At 41.7% G+C, this 21,955-nt stretch carries 19 protein-coding genes, 2 tRNA genes and 1 pseudogene; 19 read left to right on the plus strand and 3 right to left on the minus strand.

The features are described from left to right. A pseudogene (locus tag AC1DBT_RS00005) lies at window positions 1–966 on the plus strand (hypothetical protein); the annotation flags it as partial. 109 nt (window positions 967–1,075) lie between these two features. On the opposite strand, the gene AC1DBT_RS00010 reads toward AC1DBT_RS00005, so the two are convergent. Beyond that, a complete protein-coding gene (locus AC1DBT_RS00010) occupies window positions 1,076–1,333 on the minus strand; it encodes a hypothetical protein (RefSeq protein ID WP_480018092.1) in 258 nt (85 codons plus the stop codon). A 405-nt stretch (window positions 1,334–1,738) separates the two neighbouring features. On the opposite strand from AC1DBT_RS00010, the gene AC1DBT_RS00015 reads away from it, so the two are divergent. Further along, a complete protein-coding gene (locus AC1DBT_RS00015) occupies window positions 1,739–3,958 on the plus strand; it encodes an N-acetylmuramoyl-L-alanine amidase family protein (RefSeq protein ID WP_480018093.1) in 2,220 nt (739 codons plus the stop codon). Between the two features lie 278 nt (window positions 3,959–4,236). Here the strand turns inward: AC1DBT_RS00015 and AC1DBT_RS00020 are convergent. Together AC1DBT_RS00020 and AC1DBT_RS00025 are read right to left on the minus strand one after the other, a co-directional pair. Next, a tRNA-Lys gene (locus AC1DBT_RS00020) sits at window positions 4,237–4,312 on the minus strand. 11 nt (window positions 4,313–4,323) lie between these two features. Beyond that, window positions 4,324–4,399, minus strand: a tRNA-His gene (locus AC1DBT_RS00025). 544 nt (window positions 4,400–4,943) lie between these two features. Between AC1DBT_RS00025 and AC1DBT_RS00030 the strand changes: the two genes are divergently transcribed. The 17 genes from AC1DBT_RS00030 (at window position 4,944) to gmk (ending at window position 21,954) form a co-directional block, all read left to right on the plus strand. Beyond that, on the plus strand, window positions 4,944–6,017 hold the full coding sequence (locus tag AC1DBT_RS00030; RefSeq protein WP_480018094.1) for a metal ABC transporter substrate-binding protein: 1,074 nt from the start codon (window positions 4,944–4,946) through the stop codon (window positions 6,015–6,017). After that, on the plus strand, window positions 6,010–6,687 hold the full coding sequence (locus tag AC1DBT_RS00035) for a metal ABC transporter ATP-binding protein (RefSeq protein ID WP_480018095.1): 678 nt from the start codon (window positions 6,010–6,012) through the stop codon (window positions 6,685–6,687). The genes AC1DBT_RS00030 and AC1DBT_RS00035 overlap by 8 nt, the downstream gene beginning before the upstream one ends. Continuing rightward, the gene (locus AC1DBT_RS00040; RefSeq protein ID WP_480018096.1) at window positions 6,674–7,480 is read left to right on the plus strand and encodes a metal ABC transporter permease; all 807 of its coding nucleotides are present in this window, start codon (window positions 6,674–6,676) and stop codon (window positions 7,478–7,480) included. Before AC1DBT_RS00035 ends, AC1DBT_RS00040 begins: the two co-directional genes overlap by 14 nt. Before the next feature lie 78 nt (window positions 7,481–7,558). Further along, on the plus strand, window positions 7,559–9,484 hold the full coding sequence (locus AC1DBT_RS00045) for a hypothetical protein (RefSeq protein ID WP_480018097.1): 1,926 nt from the start codon (window positions 7,559–7,561) through the stop codon (window positions 9,482–9,484). Between the two features lie 183 nt (window positions 9,485–9,667). Further along, window positions 9,668–10,483: an ABC transporter permease gene (locus AC1DBT_RS00050; protein WP_480018098.1), complete on the plus strand. Its 816-nt coding sequence runs from the start codon at window positions 9,668–9,670 to the stop codon at window positions 10,481–10,483. A gap of 99 nt (window positions 10,484–10,582) precedes the next feature. Beyond that, window positions 10,583–11,812, plus strand: a complete 1,230-nt coding sequence (locus AC1DBT_RS00055; RefSeq protein WP_480018099.1) for an ABC transporter ATP-binding protein — start codon at window positions 10,583–10,585, stop codon at window positions 11,810–11,812. A gap of 2 nt (window positions 11,813–11,814) precedes the next feature. After that, window positions 11,815–12,957, plus strand: coding sequence for a glycosyltransferase family 2 protein (locus tag AC1DBT_RS00060; protein WP_480018100.1), 1,143 nt, complete (start codon window positions 11,815–11,817; stop codon window positions 12,955–12,957). 12 nt (window positions 12,958–12,969) lie between these two features. Next, complete coding sequence (locus AC1DBT_RS00065) at window positions 12,970–14,034, plus strand: glycosyltransferase family 2 protein (protein ID WP_480018101.1); 1,065 nt, start codon at window positions 12,970–12,972, stop codon at window positions 14,032–14,034. Further along, a complete protein-coding gene (locus AC1DBT_RS00070) occupies window positions 14,031–15,146 on the plus strand; it encodes a glycosyltransferase (protein WP_480018102.1) in 1,116 nt (371 codons plus the stop codon). Before AC1DBT_RS00065 ends, AC1DBT_RS00070 begins: the two co-directional genes overlap by 4 nt. A 278-nt stretch (window positions 15,147–15,424) precedes the next feature. Further along, window positions 15,425–15,988 (plus strand): bifunctional pyr operon transcriptional regulator/uracil phosphoribosyltransferase PyrR, encoded by a 564-nt coding sequence (gene pyrR, locus AC1DBT_RS00075; RefSeq protein ID WP_480018103.1) that lies wholly within the window; start codon window positions 15,425–15,427, stop codon window positions 15,986–15,988. Then, window positions 15,988–16,923, plus strand: a complete 936-nt coding sequence (locus tag AC1DBT_RS00080) for an aspartate carbamoyltransferase catalytic subunit (protein ID WP_480018104.1) — start codon at window positions 15,988–15,990, stop codon at window positions 16,921–16,923. Before pyrR ends, AC1DBT_RS00080 begins: the two co-directional genes overlap by 1 nt. After that, window positions 16,907–18,202 carry a dihydroorotase gene (locus AC1DBT_RS00085; RefSeq protein WP_480018105.1) on the plus strand — a complete coding sequence of 432 codons (1,296 nt, stop codon included), beginning with the start codon at window positions 16,907–16,909 and terminating at the stop codon, window positions 18,200–18,202. The genes AC1DBT_RS00080 and AC1DBT_RS00085 overlap by 17 nt, the downstream gene beginning before the upstream one ends. 252 nt (window positions 18,203–18,454) lie before the next feature. Further along, the gene (locus AC1DBT_RS00090; RefSeq protein ID WP_480018106.1) at window positions 18,455–19,246 is read left to right on the plus strand and encodes a dihydroorotate dehydrogenase electron transfer subunit; all 792 of its coding nucleotides are present in this window, start codon (window positions 18,455–18,457) and stop codon (window positions 19,244–19,246) included. Beyond that, window positions 19,240–20,169 (plus strand): dihydroorotate dehydrogenase, encoded by a 930-nt coding sequence (locus AC1DBT_RS00095; RefSeq protein ID WP_480018107.1) that lies wholly within the window; start codon window positions 19,240–19,242, stop codon window positions 20,167–20,169. Before AC1DBT_RS00090 ends, AC1DBT_RS00095 begins: the two co-directional genes overlap by 7 nt. After that, the gene (gene pyrF / locus AC1DBT_RS00100) at window positions 20,163–20,888 is read left to right on the plus strand and encodes an orotidine-5'-phosphate decarboxylase (protein WP_480018108.1); all 726 of its coding nucleotides are present in this window, start codon (window positions 20,163–20,165) and stop codon (window positions 20,886–20,888) included. The genes AC1DBT_RS00095 and pyrF overlap by 7 nt, the downstream gene beginning before the upstream one ends. 182 nt (window positions 20,889–21,070) lie before the next feature. Beyond that, the gene (mihF, locus tag AC1DBT_RS00105) at window positions 21,071–21,379 is read left to right on the plus strand and encodes an integration host factor, actinobacterial type (protein ID WP_035434543.1); all 309 of its coding nucleotides are present in this window, start codon (window positions 21,071–21,073) and stop codon (window positions 21,377–21,379) included. A 2-nt stretch (window positions 21,380–21,381) separates the two neighbouring features. Beyond that, window positions 21,382–21,954 (plus strand): guanylate kinase, encoded by a 573-nt coding sequence (gene gmk / locus AC1DBT_RS00110; protein ID WP_480018245.1) that lies wholly within the window; start codon window positions 21,382–21,384, stop codon window positions 21,952–21,954. The last annotated feature ends 1 nt before the right edge of the window (window position 21,955 follow it).

The following is a 21,955-nucleotide window of genomic DNA, read 5'->3' on the forward strand; positions in this document are numbered from 1 at the left end:
CAAGATCACAAGATGGTAACAGGCAAAGTATCCTATAAGGGTGATGACTACTGGCTTGATGAGAATGTAGGTCTTCTATATAACGGTTGGGTAACGGCAGCCGATGGTTCGTGGATGCGTACCAACGATAAGGGCATTCTGACAACAGGCTGGTACTATGCACCTGACGGTAGGTGGTGGTACTTTAACCAAGATCACAAGATGGTAACAGGCAAAGTATCCTATAAGGGTGATGACTACTGGCTTGATGAGAATGTAGGTCTTCTGTATAACGGTTGGGTAAAAACAGACGATGGTTCGTGGATGCGTACCAATGACAAGGGCATTCTGACAACAGGCTGGTATAAAATTCCCAACGGCAATTGGTTCTACTTCAATGATGACTACACCATGAAAGTAGGAGAGCTTAAAGAAAACGGTAAGATCTATACATTAGACGTTAACCAAGGCTGGGTTGCTACCAGAGCTGAAGGCGAAACTCCGTCACAAACTCAAAGTTCTGAGAGTACAAACCAGGCATCTTCCTCATCAACTGGTAAAATTTTAGGTACAGATAAGAACCACAAGCCTTACGGCGCAACACGCTGGGTTGTAGACAAACCAGCATGGACTGAAAAGATTCACCATTCGATTGATAAATATATGAACGGACATATTATAGATCACAAGGCAAGTGAAGGCTCATCTGATTACAAATGGATTATTGATACACCAATGCGTAGATGGTGGAACAAACATAAACAATCCTTGACTGGAAAAGCTAACCATTTTAATAAACGTATATGCGATCTAACACCTGCAGAAGCTGATATTGAATTTAGAATAAGAAAATATGCTTTAGATTCAATGAAAGAAAATATAAAATATGAATCTGATCATAAGTGGAAAAAAGGCGAAGCTGCTAATTACACAACTTTACAAAAAGTTGAAACTGTTGAACACCCAGAGCAAGGTCACTGGGAATAAACTAAATAACAACAGCATTTATGCGTTGTAACGCAAAGACGGCAATCACAAATTTCGTGACTGCCGTCTTTTTTTTTATACATGCCTACATAACAGGCATATATAATTCCTACCTACGCTCTTTGCGTTTATTATAAATACCACACGAGGTGATACCTATACCTGTGGCAAACGCGAGAAGTCCAAGTCCGATATTTGTAATATCGGAAGTCTTTGCAAGCGGCACAATAGGTTTATCCGAATGTACAACAGGCTTCTTCTCTGGTTGCTTGACAGGTTGCGCTGGCGGAACTACTGGTGGCTTTGGAACTTCCACGACTGGCGGTATAACAGGTTGTGCTGGTGGAACCAATGTATTATGCAGCATTTCAAAATCTAATTGGCAGCAAAAAAAATAAGGCAAATAAAAAGCAATAACCGTCTAATAACGAAAATTTAGGCGGTTATTGCTGCCATAGCGTCTTTGACATCACTTGTAAGACTATTTTTATAAATCCACATAAGAACAGCGAAACTAACTATAAGAGTGGTGCGTACATGTAAGGTTTTCCGAATAAACAAATACGCTAAGACCGCCCATACCAAAGGCTTACAATTATATAATATGTGCGTACCGATACCATAACAAAGATTTTTAGAGTGAACATGAAGAGCATCTTCAAAGTTGGAGGTACTTTCAGATTATTTTAAAAATAAAGATTAATGATAGTAATTGTCTTTATGTGCCCATGGTTTATACTATACGTAAATGTAAAGCAATTAAGGAGGCTTTATGAGTAGTTTCTTTAAGCAACAAGTCGCGCGCAAGTCTTTGTTACTTCCTTTAAGCTGTGTTCTTGGCTTGGGTATTGCATGCTCACTATCTCAACCAAGCACGGCTCTTGCCCAAGGTTATGGTTGGGTTAAAGAGGGAACTTACTGGAAATATCAGATTTCTGAGAATACATATGCTAAGCAATGGTTTCAGACGTCAAATGGCAAGTTGTGGTACTTTGACAACGACGGTAAGCTGCTAACTGGCACCGTTACCGATAAAGGCTATGACTATTGGATGGACGAGTCTAACGGTCTTCAGTACAACACATGGATAAAAAATGAAGATAAATCATGGATGTATACCGATAAATGGGGTTGTCTTACCACGGGCTGGTATAAAACTCCTAACGGTAAATGGTGGTACTTTGGTTCGGATCACAAGCTTAAAGTTGGTGAATTTACCGATAAAGGCCATGATTATTTGATAGACGAATATAACGGTCTTCAGTTCAACACATGGTTTAAAAATGCTGACAAATCGTGGATGTATACCGATAATTGGGGTTGTCTTACAACGGGCTGGTATAAAACTCCTAACGGTAAATGGTGGTACTTTGGTTCGGATCACAAGCTTAAAGTTGGTAAGGTAAGCGATAACGGCTATGACTATTGGATTGACGAGTTTAATGGTCTTGCGTATGATTCTTGGCTTAAAGACTCCCTGGGTAATTGGATGCACACCGATAAACGGGGCTGTCTTGTAAAGGGTTGGTACCACGCCGATAATGGTAAGTGGTGGTACTTTGATAAAGATAACAAGCTTCAAGTTGGTAAGGTAACCGATAATGGCTATGACTATTGGATGGACGAGTTTAATGGTCTTGCGTATGATTCTTGGCTTAAAGACTCCCAGGGTAATTGGCTCCGCACCGATAAACGTGGCTGTCTTTTAAAGGGTTGGTACCATGCTGATAATGGTAAGTGGTGGCTCTTTGGTGCTGACCACAAGCTTCAAATTGGTAAAGTTACCGATAAAGGCCGTGACTATTGGATGGACGAGTTTAACGGTCTTGCTTGTAATTGTTGGCTTAAAGACTCCCAAGGCAAATGGATGCACACCGATAAACAGGGCTGCCTTGTAAAGGGTTGGTATCGTGCCGATGATGGTAAGTGGTGGTTCTTTGATAAAGATAACAAGTTGGTAACTGGTAAAGTTGCAGATAATGGTCATGATTACTACCTAGATTATTACAAAGGTCTTATTTATGATACCTGGGTAAAAGATGATGACAACCACTGGATGTATGTTGATAAAAATGGATGTCTTCTTAAGGGTATGTTGAGAACCCCTGATGGAAAACTTTGGTACCTTGGTGATGACTACAAAATGGTTGTAGGCAAGACGGTTGTTCATGATCCAAAATTGGGCGATTTAACCTGTGTATTTGATGCTGAAAAGGGTCTCATTTCTTGTGAGCCATTGAAGAAACCCGATGAAGGTAAAAAGCCTGAGGAAAAGAAACCCGATGAAGGTAAAAAGCCTGAAGAAGGTAAAAAGCCTGAGGAAAAGAAACCTGAAGAAGGTAAAAAACCTGAAGAGGGTAAAAAACCTGAAGAAGGTAAAAAGCCTGAGGAAAAGAAACCTGAAGAAGGTAAAAAACCTGCAAATCAGACAAAAACCGAAAGCAAGAGTGAGAAAGCAGCAAAGCTCTATCAAAAGGTATTAGAAAACATTAAGTCCTATGCTTTTTATCTTCCAGATGATAAGAGGTCAACAGATGATAAAGAGTATTCTTATGCTCTTGTAAATATTGGAAACTCTGAAGTGCCTCAGCTTTTAGTTTCATATTCTGGTGGCACCAATGGTAGAACTTTATCGTCTATAAAGATTTTCACTCCTAACGCCAACTACGACGCAGTTCTAACACCAGATGAAGCTCTTCCTTATGGAGTTGCGGGTGCAGGTGGATTAAGAAGTGGCTTTACTCTGAGTGACGATAACAAATCTCTTATCTATTCCAAAGTCCTTTCTGGTAGGGGAGATTTTGAATTGGATAAAGTAACACTGGACATTGTCAATGGTGTGGCTAAATTCAAGACCGAGAATCTTCATAAAGGTAAATTGGACGATGGATTCTCTGTAAAGAGCCAAGCAATTAAGTTTTCTCCGATTACAAACAAAGAAGCTTTGCAAGCATTAGCTCAGGTAAAAGCTGACGATAAAAATAATTCGTAAGATTTTATAAGGCTATAAGCCGCTCCATGCGGCTTATAGCTTTTTACGTGTTCTCGTTGATGCTTGTTCAATGGTCACAACGCTCTTGTAGATACGTTACAAGGGCGTTGTTTTGTATGTGGTAGTTTTCTCCATAAATAAATGAATGACACGTTGTAATGTGTATTGAAATGCCGTAAATGACGAACTTTGAATAAATACGTCTATGTTTAAAATACATGTTTTGAGAGAGGAATGATTAAAGGGGAATACTGTTTCTTTTAAAAGATTGCTAAAAATGGTGGGTCGTGAGGGGGTCGAACCCTCGACCTTGGGATTAAGAGTCCCCTGCTCTACCAACTGAGCTAACGACCCACTAAAACTGATGGGGTGGGTAGAGGGGCTCGAACCCTCGACCTCCGGAGCCACGGTCCGGCGCTCTGCCAACTGAGCTACACCCACCATCAACTAGCGCGTTGATAATAATGACTAATAATTGCAAAAAGTGCAAGCCTTAATTAAGAAAAAAGTCGAATTATGTAAAAATCTTCGTATTCCTCCATGATTAGTTCGCAAATTTTGGACATTGGTATGATGCGTCCTTATAAAATCTGATACAGGCGGTGGGCTTTGCACAAAAAGGTATGCTGAAATTCTATGAGGTAGTTGCTATTGCGATTTTGATGCTAACTGGCCTAGCTCTCATATAGAACATGCTCGCTGGCTGATTTAACGCTTTCCAAAGACTGTGAATCAATGAACGAGTTATGCCTGCGTGCATGGCTCGTTTTTTATTCTTGATCTATATACTATCAAGTTTTCGAAAATGAAAACCATTTCCAAATATGAATAAATCGTAAACAATTTAGCCAGCAGAAAAATCTCGGCTTTATTCGGTGTGATTCCTGATATAGTACCTTTGAAATGAAAACAGATTTCATATTCGTTTATGTGGTCTTGACCGTATATCTGAATATGGTAAGAGCATAAAGGTTGGGGAGCAACATTGAATAAGAGATTTATGTTGGGTTTGGGCGCTGTTATGATGGCCTGCTGTTTAAGTTTGCCACTGGTGGCGTGTAAAGGTAAACAGGGTACACAGACCGCATCATCTACTCAAGAAAGCACCGATGATTCATCTAAGAAAACAATTTATACGACCTTTTTTCCTGTGTATGATCTCACCAAACGTATCGTTGGCGACAAAATGAACGTGAAAATGATCATCAAAGGTAACCAAGAGCCGCACGATTTTGAACTTAAAGCAAAAGATATGGCTACCATGAGTAAGGCTGATCTGTTTGTGTATAACGGAGCAGGTATGGAAGCCTTTATCCCTGATTTAAAAAACGCTGTTGGTGACGATTCTAAATTTCTTGATCTTAGCCAAGGTTTAGAGCTTTTAGAGCATAAATCAGAGCCTGCTGAAGACGGCCTACACGATGCTGCATCATCAGATGAATATCAAGTGGTAAAAGATGATACTAAGGATTCTGATAAAAGCGGACACGAGCACACACACGAGCATAGTCACAATCACGGACATGAACATGGAAATGTTAATCCACACACGTGGTTAAGCATTAAAAATGCTATGGAAGAGCTTGATACCATTTATCAAAAGTTAGCTACGATGGATCCTGACAATGCGCAATATTACAAAGATAACTATGCAAAGTCTCTTGCCGAATTTAAGCAATTGGATGCAAAGTTTCAAGACAAACTTTCTACGGTTCCTGCAGATAGACGCTATTTTGTAGCTTCTCATGCGGCGTTTAATTACCTAGCTCGCGATTATGGTTTAAAACAGGTAGCAGTAACTGGTATTTCTCCTGAGGATGAGCCCACGGCGGCACAGCTTGCAACTATTTCTGATTTTGTAAAAAAGCACAATATTACAACCATCTTTTTTGAGGGTACCGCAACGCCCAAGGTTGCCGAAACGCTTGCTCGCTCAACTGGAGCAAAAACATCTTCGCTGTATACCATGGAAAGCCTTACAGACGATGAAGTAAACATGGGATATTTAGCACTTATGGAAAAAAATCTTGATGCATTGATGGAGTCTTTTGGTGAATAGTGTTTGCAGTATAAACGACATTAGTTTTGCATACGCAGATACCCCTGTTTTCTCGCATGCATCACTTGATATCTTTCCGCAGGATTTTCTTGCCCTTATAGGTGATAATGGCGCTGGTAAATCTACGCTTATGAATCTTATTTTGGGCAATTTGTCCCCTTCAGATGGAAGCATTTCACTTTTTGGTGACCTCATTTCTCAGAACAATCATCATCGAGAAATTGCTTATGTTTCTCAAAATTCTGTGCTTGGATATCGTAATTTTCCAACAACAATCAAAGAGCTTGTTTCGATTCATCGTTCGTTTTTACATGTCCAGCAAGATGTTGTTGATTTGCTTAAAATTGTTCAACTTGAAAATCACCTTGATCAGGCTCTTTCAGAGTTATCAGGTGGTCAACTTCAGCGCGTAGGAATTTTGCTTGCGCTACTCAAAGACGCCAAGCTCATTTTATTGGACGAGCCAACCAGCGGCATTGACAAAAAGTTTTCTAAAGAATTATATGAGCTTCTTCAGCATCTTTGCTCTTGTGGAAAAACGGTTGTATTGATTACGCACCATGTGCACGAATTAGCCAACTATGTAGGGCGCGTAGTTAAGCTTGAAGACAAAACACTCAACGAAATACCTGCGCATGTATGGAAGGAGGGTGTAAGTGTTTGTGATTGATATGCTTTCATATGATTTCATGCAGCGCGCATGTATTGTTGGCACTGCTCTTGCCTGTATTTTGCCGCTTATTGGACTTCCAGTAACGCTTAAGCGACTTTCTATGATGGGTGATACACTTGCTCACGCATCACTTGCTGGGGTTGCCGTGGGTCTTTGTTTTGGATTTAATCCACTTTTAGGATCGGTTGCTGCGTGTGTTGTAGCTGCGTTAAGCGTTGAGGCTATTTCTTCTCGTCTTAAGGCATACCAGGAAATATCAACAGTTGTTGTCTTGGCAGCTTCAATTGGTTTAGCTGGTATTTTTACGAGTTTTATTGGGAACTCCAAATCAATTAGCTCGTATCTCTTTGGATCGATTATTACTATTGATGACTTTGAGTTTTATTTGGTTATCATTTCTGCAATTGTTGTTTGTCTTGTTTATATTTTTATGTATAAACGCCTGTATTTAAGTGTTTTTGATCCAACAAGTGCTTCTCTTATGGGTATACATCAGGCTCCGCTTAATTTTTCATTTGCGTTATTAGTGGCGCTGTGTATTTCTGTTGCAGCAAAAACCATTGGCTCGTTAATTGTTTCTTCGTTGTTGGTAATTCCTGCAATCTGTGCTATGCAATTTTGTAAAACTTATAAATGCACCTTACTTGTAGCAATAGGCATTTCGTTAGTTGTTATTTATACAGGATTGTGCATTTCGTTTGAATACAATCTCATGCCGGGATCAGTTATTGTTCTTTTGGCAACCTTTGTACTTTTGATATCACTGGTGCTTCCTAAATCCCGTCGTTGATACTGTTCGCAGCACCTTATGTGTTTCACCTTATGTATGTTTGAAATGAAAGTTTGCGTTATTTAGAAAGGCGTATCTATGAGTTCTATAAGTGATAAACACCCTGAGATGAGTTCTTCTTCAACCTCAAAAAATCAAACTCCATCGGCAAATAATGCTGGTACTCATGCAACATTTTTTGCAAGCCACACGGCTTCGGTTGCATTGGGAGCAGTTATTGCAGGTGTAGCTGCGGTGGGTGTTATAATTGCTGTTCAAAATGGTGTTTTTTCAACAGATGTTGAAGCCGCAAAAACCAGGCAATTAGCTCAAAACCTTGAACAAGAAATAACAACTCCAACTGAGTTCAAAGAGAAAACTACGAAATATGCAGACGATAACACAACAGATGTTTTGCTTGATGCTCCTGATGTTGATGCAAACGATATTGTAAAAATCATAAAACACGGTGATCACTGGCACGTTTTTACTAAGGACGGGCGTGAAATTATCACCTACAAAGATCCTACGCGTGCTCACACCGCAAGTGATCTTCAAGATGTCCATTCAGTTGTGTCCAACAGCGAACTCAGTGATATGGGAGTCCAAGTTGTTAGAATTTTACAGCACGGAAACCATTGGCATGTGTATACCAGTGACGGTCGTGAGTTCATAACGTATTCCGACCCCAGCTCTTACTATCCAAATATTACGATAGGTACCTATACAGGTTCTCATAACCATGAATCATATACGCATCCTGCATTTGACGGAGGTAGCGGACAAGATTACAGCGTTACGCCTTCTTATGGTTCGTCATCAAATTCATCAAGTTCTTCGTCTGTTCCTAATATTCCAGGTCTTGTAGAGGTACATAGCGGTCTTGATGAAATCAAGGGTAAAAATATTGTAAAGATTTTAAAGCACGAGGATCACTGGCATGTATATGATAGTGACGGTCATGAATATGTGGTACATACCGATCCTAGTCCCTTGTTCCCGCATGCGTTTGTAGGGGAGTACGATAAAAATGTTGATAACGTTGTAGTTGAAGATGGTGATCTATTTGACTATAACGATGTGGCAAGCGAAAACAAAGTTTCTCTTGCTGATTTGGACATGGTTTTTGCCGATCTTAAGTATATGAGAGCATATGATACAAAAACCAATCGTTTTTATGCATGGCACATGGCAGGTAATCCGCACATTCACTCACATACACTTGAAGAGGTAATTAAAAGTGTCAAGGCAGATGCAGCCTATTTTGCTTCAAAGCACATTAGTGCCCGCGATGTTGTCGCAACGGTAAAGTGGCTTTTTGATCATCCGGAAAGCCAGCCACATGATGAACATAATGGAGAATTTCAAAAAGAGTATGCAGGACATTCTGCACGAGATTGGCTTGTAGATAATAGCATTAAAAAACCTTCGCGTATTGTTAAAGATGAAGAATATAACAAGATTTTTTATTGGGTATTCTATGGTGACGGCACGGCTGCTCAAAGAGTTTCAGATATTTCAATTTACAAACAGTTCCATCTGACGGTTGAAGACTACACTAAGATTGGAGACTTAAACGCAACCTTTGAAGGTGTAGAGGCTGATGTATGCCAAAAACTTGGTGTGACAACGGATGAATTTGAAACAGCGTGGGTTGCATTGCCGGTTAACTCCTCGGTTCATGCTGCAATCTTTAATGATGATGGTACGGTTACAATTTACGGCACAACCTATTCGTTTTTAAAAGATAAGCTTGTCGTACGAAAGAATGAAGCTGCTCAAGCACAAAGTTCTGTAGACTCTACTGAACCCGTCTCTGAGCCTGCAAACGCTTCTGTGGAATCTAACAATCCTTCACCTGTCCAAACGGCACAAACACAAAAGGCACCCGCCGATTCGGACAAAGCTTCAGACTCAAGCCTGGCTGCATCTGCACCAGCATCTTCAGACAAGGCTGCACCTGCTGATGACCATGATGTGAGCGCTTCTGCTCAGGCAAACGAGCCCGCACCTGTGTCGCAGTAATGCTCTTGTGTAGTGGAACTTGAGTCTGTAAGCGTAAGAATTGCCGCCTTTGGCGGCTTTTCTTTTTTAAATGAATATGCGTGAGGTATGTTACCATTAGACCAAGATCCAATTTACCTTTAAGAGTGGGTCTTGGTAACATATATCTAAATTTATATTCACATTTGGTTAAAGAGGGTAGTTTTGCAAGATACAAAGCATGAACAAATTCGTAAAGAAACGTGGTCAGAGCCTTGGAGTAGGGATTGGTTTATTATTGAGCAGCTTGTGTCGCGCGATTTTAAGCTTAAGTTTCGTCGCAGCGTTTTAGGTGTGCTGTGGAGCGTTTTGAATCCTTTGCTCATGATGGTTGTTATGGCAATTGTTTTTACAGCCATGCTGCGGTTTTCTTCGTCGTCAATTCCAAGTTTTCCTTTATATATTATTTTAGGTAATATTACCTTTTCTCTGATGGCAGATTCTACCACCTACGGCATGCATTCTATTATTGATAATGCGTCGCTGATTAAAAAGGTTCGTATTAATCGCTTTGTCTTTCCTATAGAAAAAGTTTTCTTTGCGCTCGTTAATTTTTCGTTTTCACTTATTGCTGTTGCGGTTGTTATGATTTTTGTTGGTATTGCGCCTACGGGTTTTGCGTTGTTTCTTCCGCTTTTTATTGTCTATGTTGGCGCGTTTTGCATTGGCCTCTCGTTTTTGCTTTCAGCAGCAGTTGTATTTTTTAGAGATATTATGCATCTATGGACTATTGTTCTTACTGTTTGGACCTACGCTACACCGCTTTTTTATTCAGAAGAAATTTTGCCCTTATGGTTTAAAAATCTTGAAATCATTAACCCCATGTATCACTATGTCAATTTTATTCGAGAAATTTTGCTCTACGGCCGTATGCCTTCTTTGGAGCTTAATTTTGCCTGTATCGTATGTTCGTTGATTTCTCTAGTAATTGGATGGCTTGTTTTTTCAACGCATGAAAAGCGATTTATCCTGTTCATTTAGTTTTGATTATTGAGTTGTATCAAATACGATGTTTCTTTTAGGATCTAAAAAAATATCGTACAATAGTAAAGTCAGTGTCTCGTACACTTGGAGTTTTTTATGCACACTACTACACAAACTGATATTCACCAATCCGCTTTACGTGAGCCTTCTCATGCTGACTCTTCTAAAGCGGCTACAAACAAGCAACCTTTGTGGCAGGCACAAATTCTATGTCATATAGTTTCGCCTGATGGAATAGATAAGCTGCGTGTTACAACCTCTATTCCAATTGAAGGTCAAACTACTTCACCAGACTTGTATGGACGTTTTAATTTTGATCCTGACAACTTAGTTCACCCGTCATCGTTTAGCTATCAGTACCACTGGTTTTTAGCGGATGAAGGTTTATGCGGTTCAAATGGTGATATCACGCAGGCTCCCTTTTGGGATTTTGAACTTCCTTGCGATGGACGTTATCTTATAACCGTTGATGTTTTTGACCCAAATAACGACCAACAAACAATCAGTACTTGGTTTGTTTATGGTTCTCATCACAAGAGTTCAAGACCTGTTTTAGTTAAACCTTCACTTGCCGATTTGACGCAAGATACCCCAACTGTTATTGACGTGCATGACATTTCGATGATTTTTAACATAGCGTCCGAACAGTTTAATTCCTTAAAAGAGTATTTTATTGCGCTTGCCCGTCGTGAACTGCGTTTTAAGGAGTTTAGAGCGCTTGATCACATCAATTTTCAAGTAAAAAAGGGCGAAGCCTTTGGCTTGGTGGGTACTAACGGTTCGGGAAAATCTACCATGCTTAAAATCATTGCAGGTGTTTTGGGTGCAAGTCGGGGAACATGTAGCGTAACAGGTACGATTGCGCCGCTTATCGAACTTGGCGCCGGCTTTGATCAAGAGCTTACTGCTAAGGAAAATATTTATCTTAACGGAGCTCTGCTTGGCTATAAAAAGTCGTTCATCGATGAGCACTTTGATGAGATTGTTGAGTTTGCTGAGCTTAAAGACTTTCTTGAGTTACCACTTAAAAATTATTCGTCTGGTATGGTTGCGCGTATTGCGTTTGCCATTGCAACTATTACCGAGCCAGATATTCTAATTGTTGATGAAACATTATCGGTAGGGGACTTCTTGTTCCAGCAAAAATGTGAACAACGAATTGCCGAATTGGTTGAATCTGATAACGTTACCGTTCTGTTAGTAAGTCACTCCATTGAACTTATCGAGCGTGTATGTAATCGTGCGTGTTGGATTGAGCACGGTGTGCAACGTGCGTTAGGTCCCGCAGCAGAAGTTTGTGCGGCATACAAAAAGTTGGAGCGATAACTATGGATATCCAAACTGCTACTCTCAGCGAAAAACTCGCCTGCGATAAGCGCACTTCATGCGACGTCTCTGTTATTGTTCCGTGCTACAATACCCAGCGCTATCTTAAGCAGGCTTTATCATCGCTGCTTAATAACAATGTTTGTGATCTTGAAATTTTACTCATTAATGATGGCTCAACTGATGCATCGCTTGAGATTATGAAAGAGTTTGCGGCAAAAGATGCGCGTATACGCATTATTGATAAGCAAAACCAAGGATATGGTGCAACAGTTAATAGGGGTATATCTGAGGCAAGAGGGACTTACCTTGCAATTTTTGAGCCCGATGATTGGGTAGATGCTCATATGTATGACGATCTCTTTGCGCTGGCTGCGCGTTATCAGTTTCCTGATATCGTGAAATCGTCTTTTTGGTGCGTGTTTAATCCAGATACTGCCTCTGAACATACTGAACATTGCAGCTATTATAAAAAGCTTTGTATAGACTCTGAGCCCTTTGTGCTTAAAGATTGTCCTCGTTTGCTTGAACATCATCCTTCAATTTGGTCTGCTCTTTACAAAAAATCATTTTTGGATGAAAGACACATACGATTCCAAGAAGTTCCAGGTGCTGGCTGGGTTGATACGCCTTTTAACTTTAAAGTGCTTAATCTTGCATCTTCAATTGTTTATACCGATAATGCATACTACCATTATCGCTATCTTGCTCCTGGATCTTCTTCTGCACTTAAATCGCTTGATTTGCCTTTTATGCGCTGGCAAGACATGCATGATATTGCCCAAGAGCTCAATATCTGTGATGCAGGTATCCTTAAAGGGCTTTATACGGTTGGCTTTGCCTATGTTGAGGATGCTATTGCACATGGCGCGCTCCAGGTATATCACGATAAAGCCCTTCATTACATTGGCAAACTTTATCAACAGCTCGATCCTGAACTTGTTAAGGATATGCCGTATCTCTCTCGTGCGGCGCGTAATCGCTATGCTTCTTTTATGAATAACTCTCGCGTTGCATTTAATCAAAAACAACACATGTGTGCGCTTATGGGCGATACCTACAAGTTATGTAAGCACTATGGCCTCAATTATGCGTTATCGCGTGTGGCAACCTTTATTAAACATCGTGTACAATCTCGCCATTAAAGAAGGACATGTATGCCGTTTATATCTGTTCTTATACCCGTTTATAATGTTAATGAATACCTTCGCGCTTGCTTAGATTCACTATTGTCACAAGATTTTAAAGATTTTGAAGCCCTCTTGTTAGATGATGGCTCCACCGACGGCTCGCAAGATATTGTTGATGAATACGCTCGCAAGGATGCACGGTTTAAGGCATTCCATAAAGAAAATTCGGGCTATGGTGCAACGCTTAATTATGGTATTGAGCGTGCGCGCGGTGATTATCTTGCCATATTAGAATCCGATGACTGTATGTGCGAGGGTGCGCTTTCACATATGAGCGAGCTTGCTCGTACCTATCACCCTGATACGCTTCACTGTGGCTTTAAGATGTGGTGGAGCAACTCAGGCATCACACAACACGTTAATCAGTTTCCTGTGCAAATGCATAATCGTGTAATAAACCCTTCATGTGATTTGCGATTTTTCCTTACCATGCCAAGTCTTTGGTCGGGACTTTACGCGCGAGTTGAGCTTATTGAAGCACATCACATCAGATTTTCTTCTACGCCGGGAGCATCTTTTCAAGATACGTCGTTTAGCTTTGAGGTGTTTGCGCGTGCTCAAAGCTGTGTTGTAGATGATTTTCCTATCATTATGTATCGACAGGATCGCGAGGCATCATCTATTCACTCTCTTACTAAAAAGGATTTGTTATTAGCCGAGTTTGATCGCATTGATGCCCTGGCACAAAAGCTTGCTCCACATAACCCGTTTTTGCAAACAGCTTCTCTTACAGCCTGCGTAAATGGATGTTTATGGTATTTAGACAGACTTGATGATAAACATGCTTTGGAATTTGTTGGCGCACTTAAAACATATTTTTGCATGCGTGCAGAAAAAGATCCTGCCTTTGATGAACACTTAGATCGCTGGCGAGCGCTTAACGTTAAAAAACTTATATCCAATCCACAAAAGTATTTGAATCTTCGTAAAAAGCGTCATGATTCAACGCTTTCTAAACTTGTGTTTGCGCTTCGTTTAGCTGGCTTATTTGGCATCTTTGTTGCGCTAGAAGAAAGACGTGCACGCTCATGAATACGTTACATGAACAGTCATACGCGTCTCAAAACGATTCCTGTATGCCTTTGGTATCTGTTATTATGCCTGTGTATAACGCGGCAGAAACACTCATCCAAACGCTTTCTTCGCTGCGTGCGCAAACATATACCCACTTTGAGTGTATATGTGTCAACGATGGATCACAGGACAATTCTTTAGAGATTGCGCAAGAACTTGCTACGCGTGACGCGCGCTTTAAGGTTATCAATCAACGTAATTTAGGACCATCCGCCGCGCGCAATCGTGGAATTCAGGCAGTAACCGGCGATATTGTGATGTTTATTGATGCCGATGATGGCTATAAGCCTTATACAATTGAGCGTATCGTAGATGTGTTTGTAGACAAGCATCCTGAGGTTATTACCTTTGGTTTTGATGTTGAGCCCGCTACGTGTGCGCCTATAAGCATGCGCGAATTGCAGACACCTCGCGCGGGTGAGTTTAGCGGTTATTCAAACACCTGCATTTTTCATAGCAATTCTCGGCCTTTTGGTGTGCGTGTAGCGCTTGCTGCTTCATTTATTCAACGCGAACATGTGCATTTTGACGAAGCAGTTGGTTTGGGCGAAGATCAGGTATTTTTTATGTATATCTATCCGCGCTCACAAAAAACGATCCTCATCGAAGATCATTTATATGTTTACACCATGCGTCCGTCTTCGTTTGCGCATGATTTACATAAAGCGAAGGCTCACACCCAAAAAATTGAAGCACATATGCTTGTGGTAAAGTCAATCATCAATGATTGGATTCATAAACCGTGGATGCCGCGCGCCCAAAAAGAACTTATAAGCTGGATCCTTGATTTTATGCTCTTTGACCTTGTACAAGAGCCTCCACACAACAGGTCAAGGTTTGCTGCAGAGCTTGCTTGTTTGCTTGATGGTATGCAGATGAGTGCTTCTGCATTTGGTTTTTTGAAATTTACGCCCGAACAGCACCTTTTACAAAAGTTGCGCGCGTGTGCTCAAGGAACGCGTATGCTTTCATCTAAGGATTTGGTGGTGCTCTATGTTAAACGGCGCGGAGTTATGGCATGTGTGCGTCGTGTGCTTGCGCACTTACAAGGGCATAACTCTTATTCATAAGCGTTCATAGCTTGCAAGTTGCTCATAGCTTGTATACATGCTTTCTGATTGAGGTTGCATGTTTTCCATCGTGATGATTTTATGACGATAAGATTTACAAGATTACTTCTGTCATTATCACGTAAACTAAATACGACCTTTAAGCGCGGTACGAGATACCGGTAAGGTACGTGTTGCAAAACAGCAACTCAACATAGCCTTCTTACGTGTCTCATCCGCTCTTTGCAGGTGAGGCTTTTTTATTATATGTACGTTTTAAGCGTACAGGAAGGAGAGCTATGCAACCTAAGCTTAAAGCATCAATTATGGATGCCACGGCAATGCAGCGAGCGTTAGTGCGTATTGCACATGAGATCATCGAGCGCAATGAGGGGTCAGACGTTGTTTTAATCGGTATTATTCGCCGAGGTGCTACGCTGGCTAAACGTCTGGCTTCGCAAATCGAAGCAATTCAAGGAACACGTCCACGCACAGGTGAACTTGACATTAGTTTTTACCGTGATGACGTTAATCGCTCCATTGTTCCTGTTCTTCATGCTACCAATATTCCTTTTAAAATTGACAAACAACGCATTATTTTGGTAGACGATGTTTTGTTTACCGGAAGAACCATTCGTTCTGCTTTGAATGCTCTGATGGATTATGGTCGCCCTGATTCTGTTCAGTTGGCTGTTATGGTTGATAGAGGGCACCGCGAGCTTCCTATTCGTGCCGATTTTGTTGGTAAAAACGTTCCGTCATCTCATGATGAAGATGTGCGCGTTTTAGTTAACGAATACGACAAAGAAGACGCTGTAGAAATTTGGACATCAGATTCACAGCATAAGGAAGGTGAGTGCTAATGTTATCGGTTAAACATTTAATAGACACCAACAGCTTAACTGCAGATGATATTTCGCAAATCTTAGATACCGCTGCTTCGTTTGAAGAGGTTAACAAGCGTTCAATTAAAAAAGTACCTGCATTGCGTGGACGTACCATTGTTAATTTATTCTTGGAGCCTTCTACGCGTACCAAGAGTTCTTTTGAGCTTGCCGAAAAAAGGCTTTCTGCCGATAGTTTAAGCATGGGTGGCTCTACCTCTTCGGTTGTCAAAGGCGAGTCGCTTGCCGACACCATTCAAACAATCAGCGCTATGAACGTAGATATGTTTGTATGTCGTGCTCGTCTTGCAGGTACGCCTCAGAAAATTATTGAAAATACCGATGCCATTGTTATTAATGCAGGCGATGGTAAACACCAACATCCAACGCAAGCTATGCTTGACCTTTATACCATTCGTAAACACTTTAAGCATCTTGACGGGCTTAAAGTTGCAATCGTTGGTGATTTAAGTCATTCTCGCGTTGTTGGGTCCTTGGTTCCTGCCTTAGAAACTATGGGTGCTCATGTCATTTTGGTTGGACCTCCCACGTTTCAGGTTGATGATCCACACTGGTTTGCGTGTGAGCAAACTTCATCACTTGATGACGTTATCGAAGATGTTGACGTTGTTTACATGCTTCGAGTTCAACTTGAGCGTATGGAAGGTGCAACAATTCCTTCACGCCGTGAGTATAACCGCTTGTGGGGTCTTGATATGCAGCGCGTTAAACGCATGAAACCACATGCCATTATTTGTCATCCAGGTCCTATGAACCGCGGTATGGAAATTAATGCTGATGTGGCTGATTGCGCACGTTCGCGTATATTAACACAGGTAAATTCAGGCGTTCTTACTCGTATGGCAGAAATGTACTTACTTTTGGGAGGAGAAAACAATGGCTTATCTGATTAAAGGTGCTCATGTTGTAGACCCTCAAGTATCACTTGATGGTAAATATGATGTTAAGGTTGAGGGTTCAACCATTGTTGATGTAGCTCCCCAGCTCGAGGCTCGTGCTGACGATGAAGTTATAGACGCAGAGGGTAAATATCTTGTTCCTGGCTTAGTTGATATGCATGTGCATTTTCGTGATCCTGGTTACGAATATAAAGAAACCATTGAGAGCGGCATGCGCGCAGCTACACATGGCGGTTTTACCGATGTTGCAACAATGCCTAATACAAATCCTGTAACCGACACGGGTACTGGAATTAGATATCAAATTGATCGTGCACGTGCAACTGATCTTGCGCACATTCGTCCTATTGGTGCACTTACACGCGGCGAAGAAGGCGAGGCGCTTGCCGAGATTGGTGATATGGTCTTAGAAGGGGCTTGTGCTTTTTCCGATGACGGCCATGGCGTTCAAAGTGCTGGTATGATGCGTACGGGCATGGGATATGTTTCTCAATTCGATCGTTTGGTCATTGCTCATTGCGAAGACAAATCTCTCTCTGCACACGGTGTGGTAAACGAAGGTAGAGCTTCTACCCGTTTGGGTATGTTTGGCTGGCCCGCCCTTGCCGAAGAACTTGAAGTGTATCGTGACATTGAGCTTTGTCGTCTTACGGGCTGTCCACTTCACATTGCGCACATTTCAACTGCAAAAAGTTTAGATCTTGTTCGTGCCGCAAAAGAAGAAGGTCTGCCAGTAAGTTGTGAGGTTACACCTCATCATTTGTTCCTCAACGAAGATGACATTGATAATAGCTATAATACCTGCTTTAAAATGAATCCACCGCTTCGTCTTAAGAGCGATATGCTTGCACTGCAAGAAGGCGTGGCTGACGGCACCATCGATTGTATTGCAACCGATCATGCGCCCCATGCGCAGCACGAAAAGGATTGCGAATTTGAAATTGCCTCATTTGGCATTACAGGATTGGAAACTTCTGTACCTCTTATGCTTTCAAAGATGGTTGCAACCGATAAAATTAGCATGTCACGTATGGTAGAGCTTATGGCAATCAACCCGCGTGCACTACTGCGTCTTAATGAGGTGTCTATTAAACGTGGTTCGCAAGCAGATATTACACTTATCAGTATGTCCGAAAAAATTCATGTTGATCAGGACTATTTTGAAAGTAAGTCGCTTAACTCACCATGGCTTGGTCACGATTTTTGCGGCTGTGCAACAGATGTCTTTGTAGCTGGAAAGCGCACCTTGTGCAATACCAAGGTTGTTGCATAGACCAAAAGGTACGTATGGAGGCCGTACAAATTTGTGCGTAAAACTCATGCGCATAATTAAGCACATTAGTGCAAAGTCTTTGACGTGCGGTTTATTTTTGTATGGTTTTCTTAGAGCGTGGGTTGCTTGTGGTTTTGTAATTGCAAAAGACTTTTGATTTTTCGCTACGAAAAAGGCCTTGCAAAGTCGTACACTTACTGGTGACGCATTTTATGTGTCACCAGTTTACACGCGCAAAAGGGAGGGGAGAGCGTGGCAGTTAAAGATACAAAATTACATACCGCATATATTGTTTCAAATACTCGTGTAGGTGATGGCATCTACGAGTTGGTTTTGGTATGTAATGAGCTTGCACGCACTATGTTGCCAGGAGAGTTTATAAATATTCGTGTTCCGGGAAGCCAAACCGAGCTTTTGAGCATTCCGCTTTCGTTTTCTCATATTGACGTAGAAGCCGGTTTGATTTACCTGGCTTATGCTGTAGTTGGAAGTGCCACCAAGCGTTTAAGTGCACTTGAGGCAAAAACAGCTTTACGTGTTTTGGGTCCATGTGGTCATGGTTGGGATATTCCTCAATCAAAAGAGAAGGCTTTACTGGTAAGTGGTGGAATTGGCGCTCCTCCGGTACTTGCTGCGGCTGCTTTGTTTAAGTCACAAGGAATTGCAGTTGACGTCATCATAGGCGCACAAACAGCCGATAAGCTTTGGGGTGTCAAGCGAGCTCATACAATAGGCGTTGATCGTTTGTTTTTAACAACTGATGATGGAACTTTAGGCGAAAAAGGCTTTACAACCGATGTAATGCAAAAGTTGCTTGCTGAAACGTCTTATGGATGCGTATGCACCTGCGGTCCTGCACCTATGATGAAGCGTGTTGCAGCACTTGCAAAAGCTGCACATATTCCATGTCAAGCTTCACTTGAGCGTATGATGACCTGTGGTTTTGGAGCTTGTGCAACGTGTACCGTTCAAATGGTTGACGGGAGCAATAAAGGTTGTTGTATGGTAGGACCTGTATTTAATGCCGAGGAGGTAGCATGGTAGAGACACCTGTTTCAATGGAAGTTAATCTCGGCGGTATTCATATGAAAAATCCCGTTAATACGGCAGCCGGAACTTTTGCGTTTGGGCAACAATTTGAAAAGTTTTATGACGTTTCCCAACTTGGCGCTATTACAACAAAAGGAGCTTCTATTAAACCGTGGGCAGGTAATCCCGCTCCGCGTATGTGCGAAGTTACCTCGGGAATTATTAATTCGGTTGGTCTGCAAAACCCTGGCGTTAATGGCCTTATAAATACAGCTGGAGCCTATCTTACAGGTTTACAGCAGAAAAACTGTCAAGTAATTTGCCAGGTTGCAGGACATTCTATTGATGAATATGTAGCGGCGCTTGAAGTGTTTGAAGAAAAAGCTTCGTTTGCAGCAGGTTTTGAGATCAACATTAGCTGTCCAAATATTGCCTGTGGTGGAGCCGCTATGGGATCTACGCCTCAAGGTGCAGCCGAGATTATGCGCAGGCTTCGTCCTCTCACAAAACGCCCGTTGTTGGTAAAAATGGGTCCCGTTAATATTCCCGAAATTGCGCGCGCGCTTGAATCAGAGGGTGCCGATGCGCTCAGCCTTATCAATTCTATTCCTGGAATGGCTATTGATACTACTTCATATAAAAGTAAGCTATCGCGTCCTACCGGCGGTTTTTCAGGTCCGGCCATTCATCCTATTGCAGTTCGTATGGTATGGGAAGCGCATAAGGCGGTTAAGATTCCCTTGTGCGGTATAGGTGGTATTACCACAGGACTCGAGGCAGCCGAGTTTATACTTGCAGGAGCAACAGCTGTAAGCGTTGGCCTTGCAAATCTCTATGATCCTATGAGTGCACCTAGAATTTTACATGAGCTTTGTGATTGGGCTCAAAAGCAAGGTGTGACTCGCATTTCCGATTTGATTGGAGCTTGTAAATGTTAACAGAAGATGAGGTACGTTCTTCTCTTATTGTTGCACTTGATTGTGATAAAGAATATGCATTAGAGCTGCTTGGTCTCTTGAGCGGAAAAGCCCGTTGGGTTAAAGTTGGCATGACGCTTTTTTATCGCGAGGGTCCAGCTCTTATTCAGGAATTTCGTGATCGTGGCTTTTCTGTTTTTCTTGACCTTAAGTTGCACGATATTCCGTTTCAGGTAGAAGGAGCAGCGTATTCTGCTGCGCTTGCTGGAGCCGATATAATTTCGCTTCATGCACTGGGTTCTTCTAAGATGATTGAAAGCGCACGTAAAGGCGTAGAGCGTGCACACGAACAGATAGGTTGCGATGCAAAGCTTGTTGCTATATCTGTTTTAACGAGCATGGATGCCGAAGCGCTTTCCGAAATTGGAATTGAGCACAGTGTTGCTAACGAAGTAGATCGTCTCGGTGCGCTTGCAGCTGCTCACGGGTCTCATGGTATGGTTTGCTCAGCTTTTGAGGCACATCGTATGCGTGAAATCTTTGGTGATAAAGGTCTCATTGTTGTTCCAGGCGTGCGTCCAAAAGGCGAGGCTTGTCAAGATCAGGCGCGTGTTGCAACGCCTCAATTTGCGCTTAGCCAAGGCGCTTCTAAGCTTGTTATAGGAAGACCTATAACACAGGCTGAGCACCCAGGAGATGCTTTTGAAGCAATTGTTGAAGACATTTGTAGTGCTTCTTAGCTCTAATTTTTCTGAAAAACTCACAGATTTACTGCTTATTTGCCGTGATTTTGTGTTAATATCTTTTCTGACGTGGGAATTTTTAAAAAAAGCTTGTAATTTCCTGCGTTTATTGACAAACTGTATGCTTGCGTAACAATTCATTGTTACGACTGCATTATTCACATATGTTTGGAGGAACGATGGCATTACCTCAGCTTACTGATGAGCAGCGTAAAGCAGCTCTCGAGAAGGCAGCAGCCGCACGTCACGCTCGTGCTGAGCTTCGTGAGAAAATTAAAAAAGGCGAGGTTTCTCTCGCTTCTGTTCTTGCATCTGACGATGCTATTGCAAGCCGTATGAAGGTTTCCGCTTTAATTGAGTCATTACCTGGTTATGGTAAAGCTAAAGCTACCAAGATTATGGATGAACTTGGCATTAGCGCAACTCGTCGTGTTAAGGGTCTTGGCGCTCGTCAGCGCGAGCAACTTCTTGAGGTGCTTTCAAAATAGCTATCGTACGTACACCTCGCTTATTTGTAATTTCTGGACCGTCAGGTGCCGGTAAGGGGACAGTAATCCGTAGATTACATCAGATTTCCCCTTGCTTTGCCTTGACGGTTTCGGCTACCACGCGTTCTCCTCGTGCACACGAGAAAGATGGCGTTGATTATCATTTTCTTACAAATGAGCAATTTAGTCGTGCAATTGAACAAGATGCATTTCTTGAATGGGCACACGTCCATGCCAATAGGTATGGAACATTAAAAAGCGAGGTAGAAAAGTACATACATAGCGGTCAATCCGTTATTTTGGAAATTGATCCTCAAGGTGCTTTTAATGTACAGAAAGCTTATCCAGCTGCGGTTCTTATTTTTATTGCGCCACCTTCTATGGACGTCTTGCGTGAGCGCCTTATTGGAAGAAAAAGCGAAACTAAAGAATCACTTGAGTTACGGCTTGCTGATGCACGTCAAGAAATGCAGCTTAAGGATAGATATGACGCTGTTCTTATCAATGATTCATTGGATGAATGTGCGAAAAACCTCAAAGATTTGATGTATGTTTATGAAACTAAAGGAGCCTAAA

The sequence above is a fragment of the Fannyhessea sp. C0108B2 genome, from assembly GCF_056583915.1.

What these genes read in the sequence shown, in the direction of transcription:
- AC1DBT_RS00010 (WP_480018092.1), bottom strand. Translation starts at nt 1,333, where the DNA reads ATGCTGCATAATACATTGGTTCCACCAGCACAACCTGTTATACCGCCA.
- AC1DBT_RS00015 (WP_480018093.1), top strand. Translation starts at nt 1,739, where the DNA reads ATGAGTAGTTTCTTTAAGCAACAAGTCGCGCGCAAGTCTTTGTTACTT.
- AC1DBT_RS00045 (WP_480018097.1), top strand. Translation starts at nt 7,559, where the DNA reads ATGAGTTCTATAAGTGATAAACACCCTGAGATGAGTTCTTCTTCAACC.
- AC1DBT_RS00055 (WP_480018099.1), top strand. Translation starts at nt 10,583, where the DNA reads ATGCACACTACTACACAAACTGATATTCACCAATCCGCTTTACGTGAG.
- AC1DBT_RS00060 (WP_480018100.1), top strand. Translation starts at nt 11,815, where the DNA reads ATGGATATCCAAACTGCTACTCTCAGCGAAAAACTCGCCTGCGATAAG.
- AC1DBT_RS00065 (WP_480018101.1), top strand. Translation starts at nt 12,970, where the DNA reads ATGCCGTTTATATCTGTTCTTATACCCGTTTATAATGTTAATGAATAC.
- AC1DBT_RS00070 (WP_480018102.1), top strand. Translation starts at nt 14,031, where the DNA reads ATGAATACGTTACATGAACAGTCATACGCGTCTCAAAACGATTCCTGT.
- pyrR (WP_480018103.1), top strand. Translation starts at nt 15,425, where the DNA reads ATGCAACCTAAGCTTAAAGCATCAATTATGGATGCCACGGCAATGCAG.
- AC1DBT_RS00080 (WP_480018104.1), top strand. Translation starts at nt 15,988, where the DNA reads ATGTTATCGGTTAAACATTTAATAGACACCAACAGCTTAACTGCAGAT.
- AC1DBT_RS00085 (WP_480018105.1), top strand. Translation starts at nt 16,907, where the DNA reads ATGGCTTATCTGATTAAAGGTGCTCATGTTGTAGACCCTCAAGTATCA.
- AC1DBT_RS00095 (WP_480018107.1), top strand. Translation starts at nt 19,240, where the DNA reads ATGGTAGAGACACCTGTTTCAATGGAAGTTAATCTCGGCGGTATTCAT.
- pyrF (WP_480018108.1), top strand. Translation starts at nt 20,163, where the DNA reads ATGTTAACAGAAGATGAGGTACGTTCTTCTCTTATTGTTGCACTTGAT.
- mihF (WP_035434543.1), top strand. Translation starts at nt 21,071, where the DNA reads ATGGCATTACCTCAGCTTACTGATGAGCAGCGTAAAGCAGCTCTCGAG.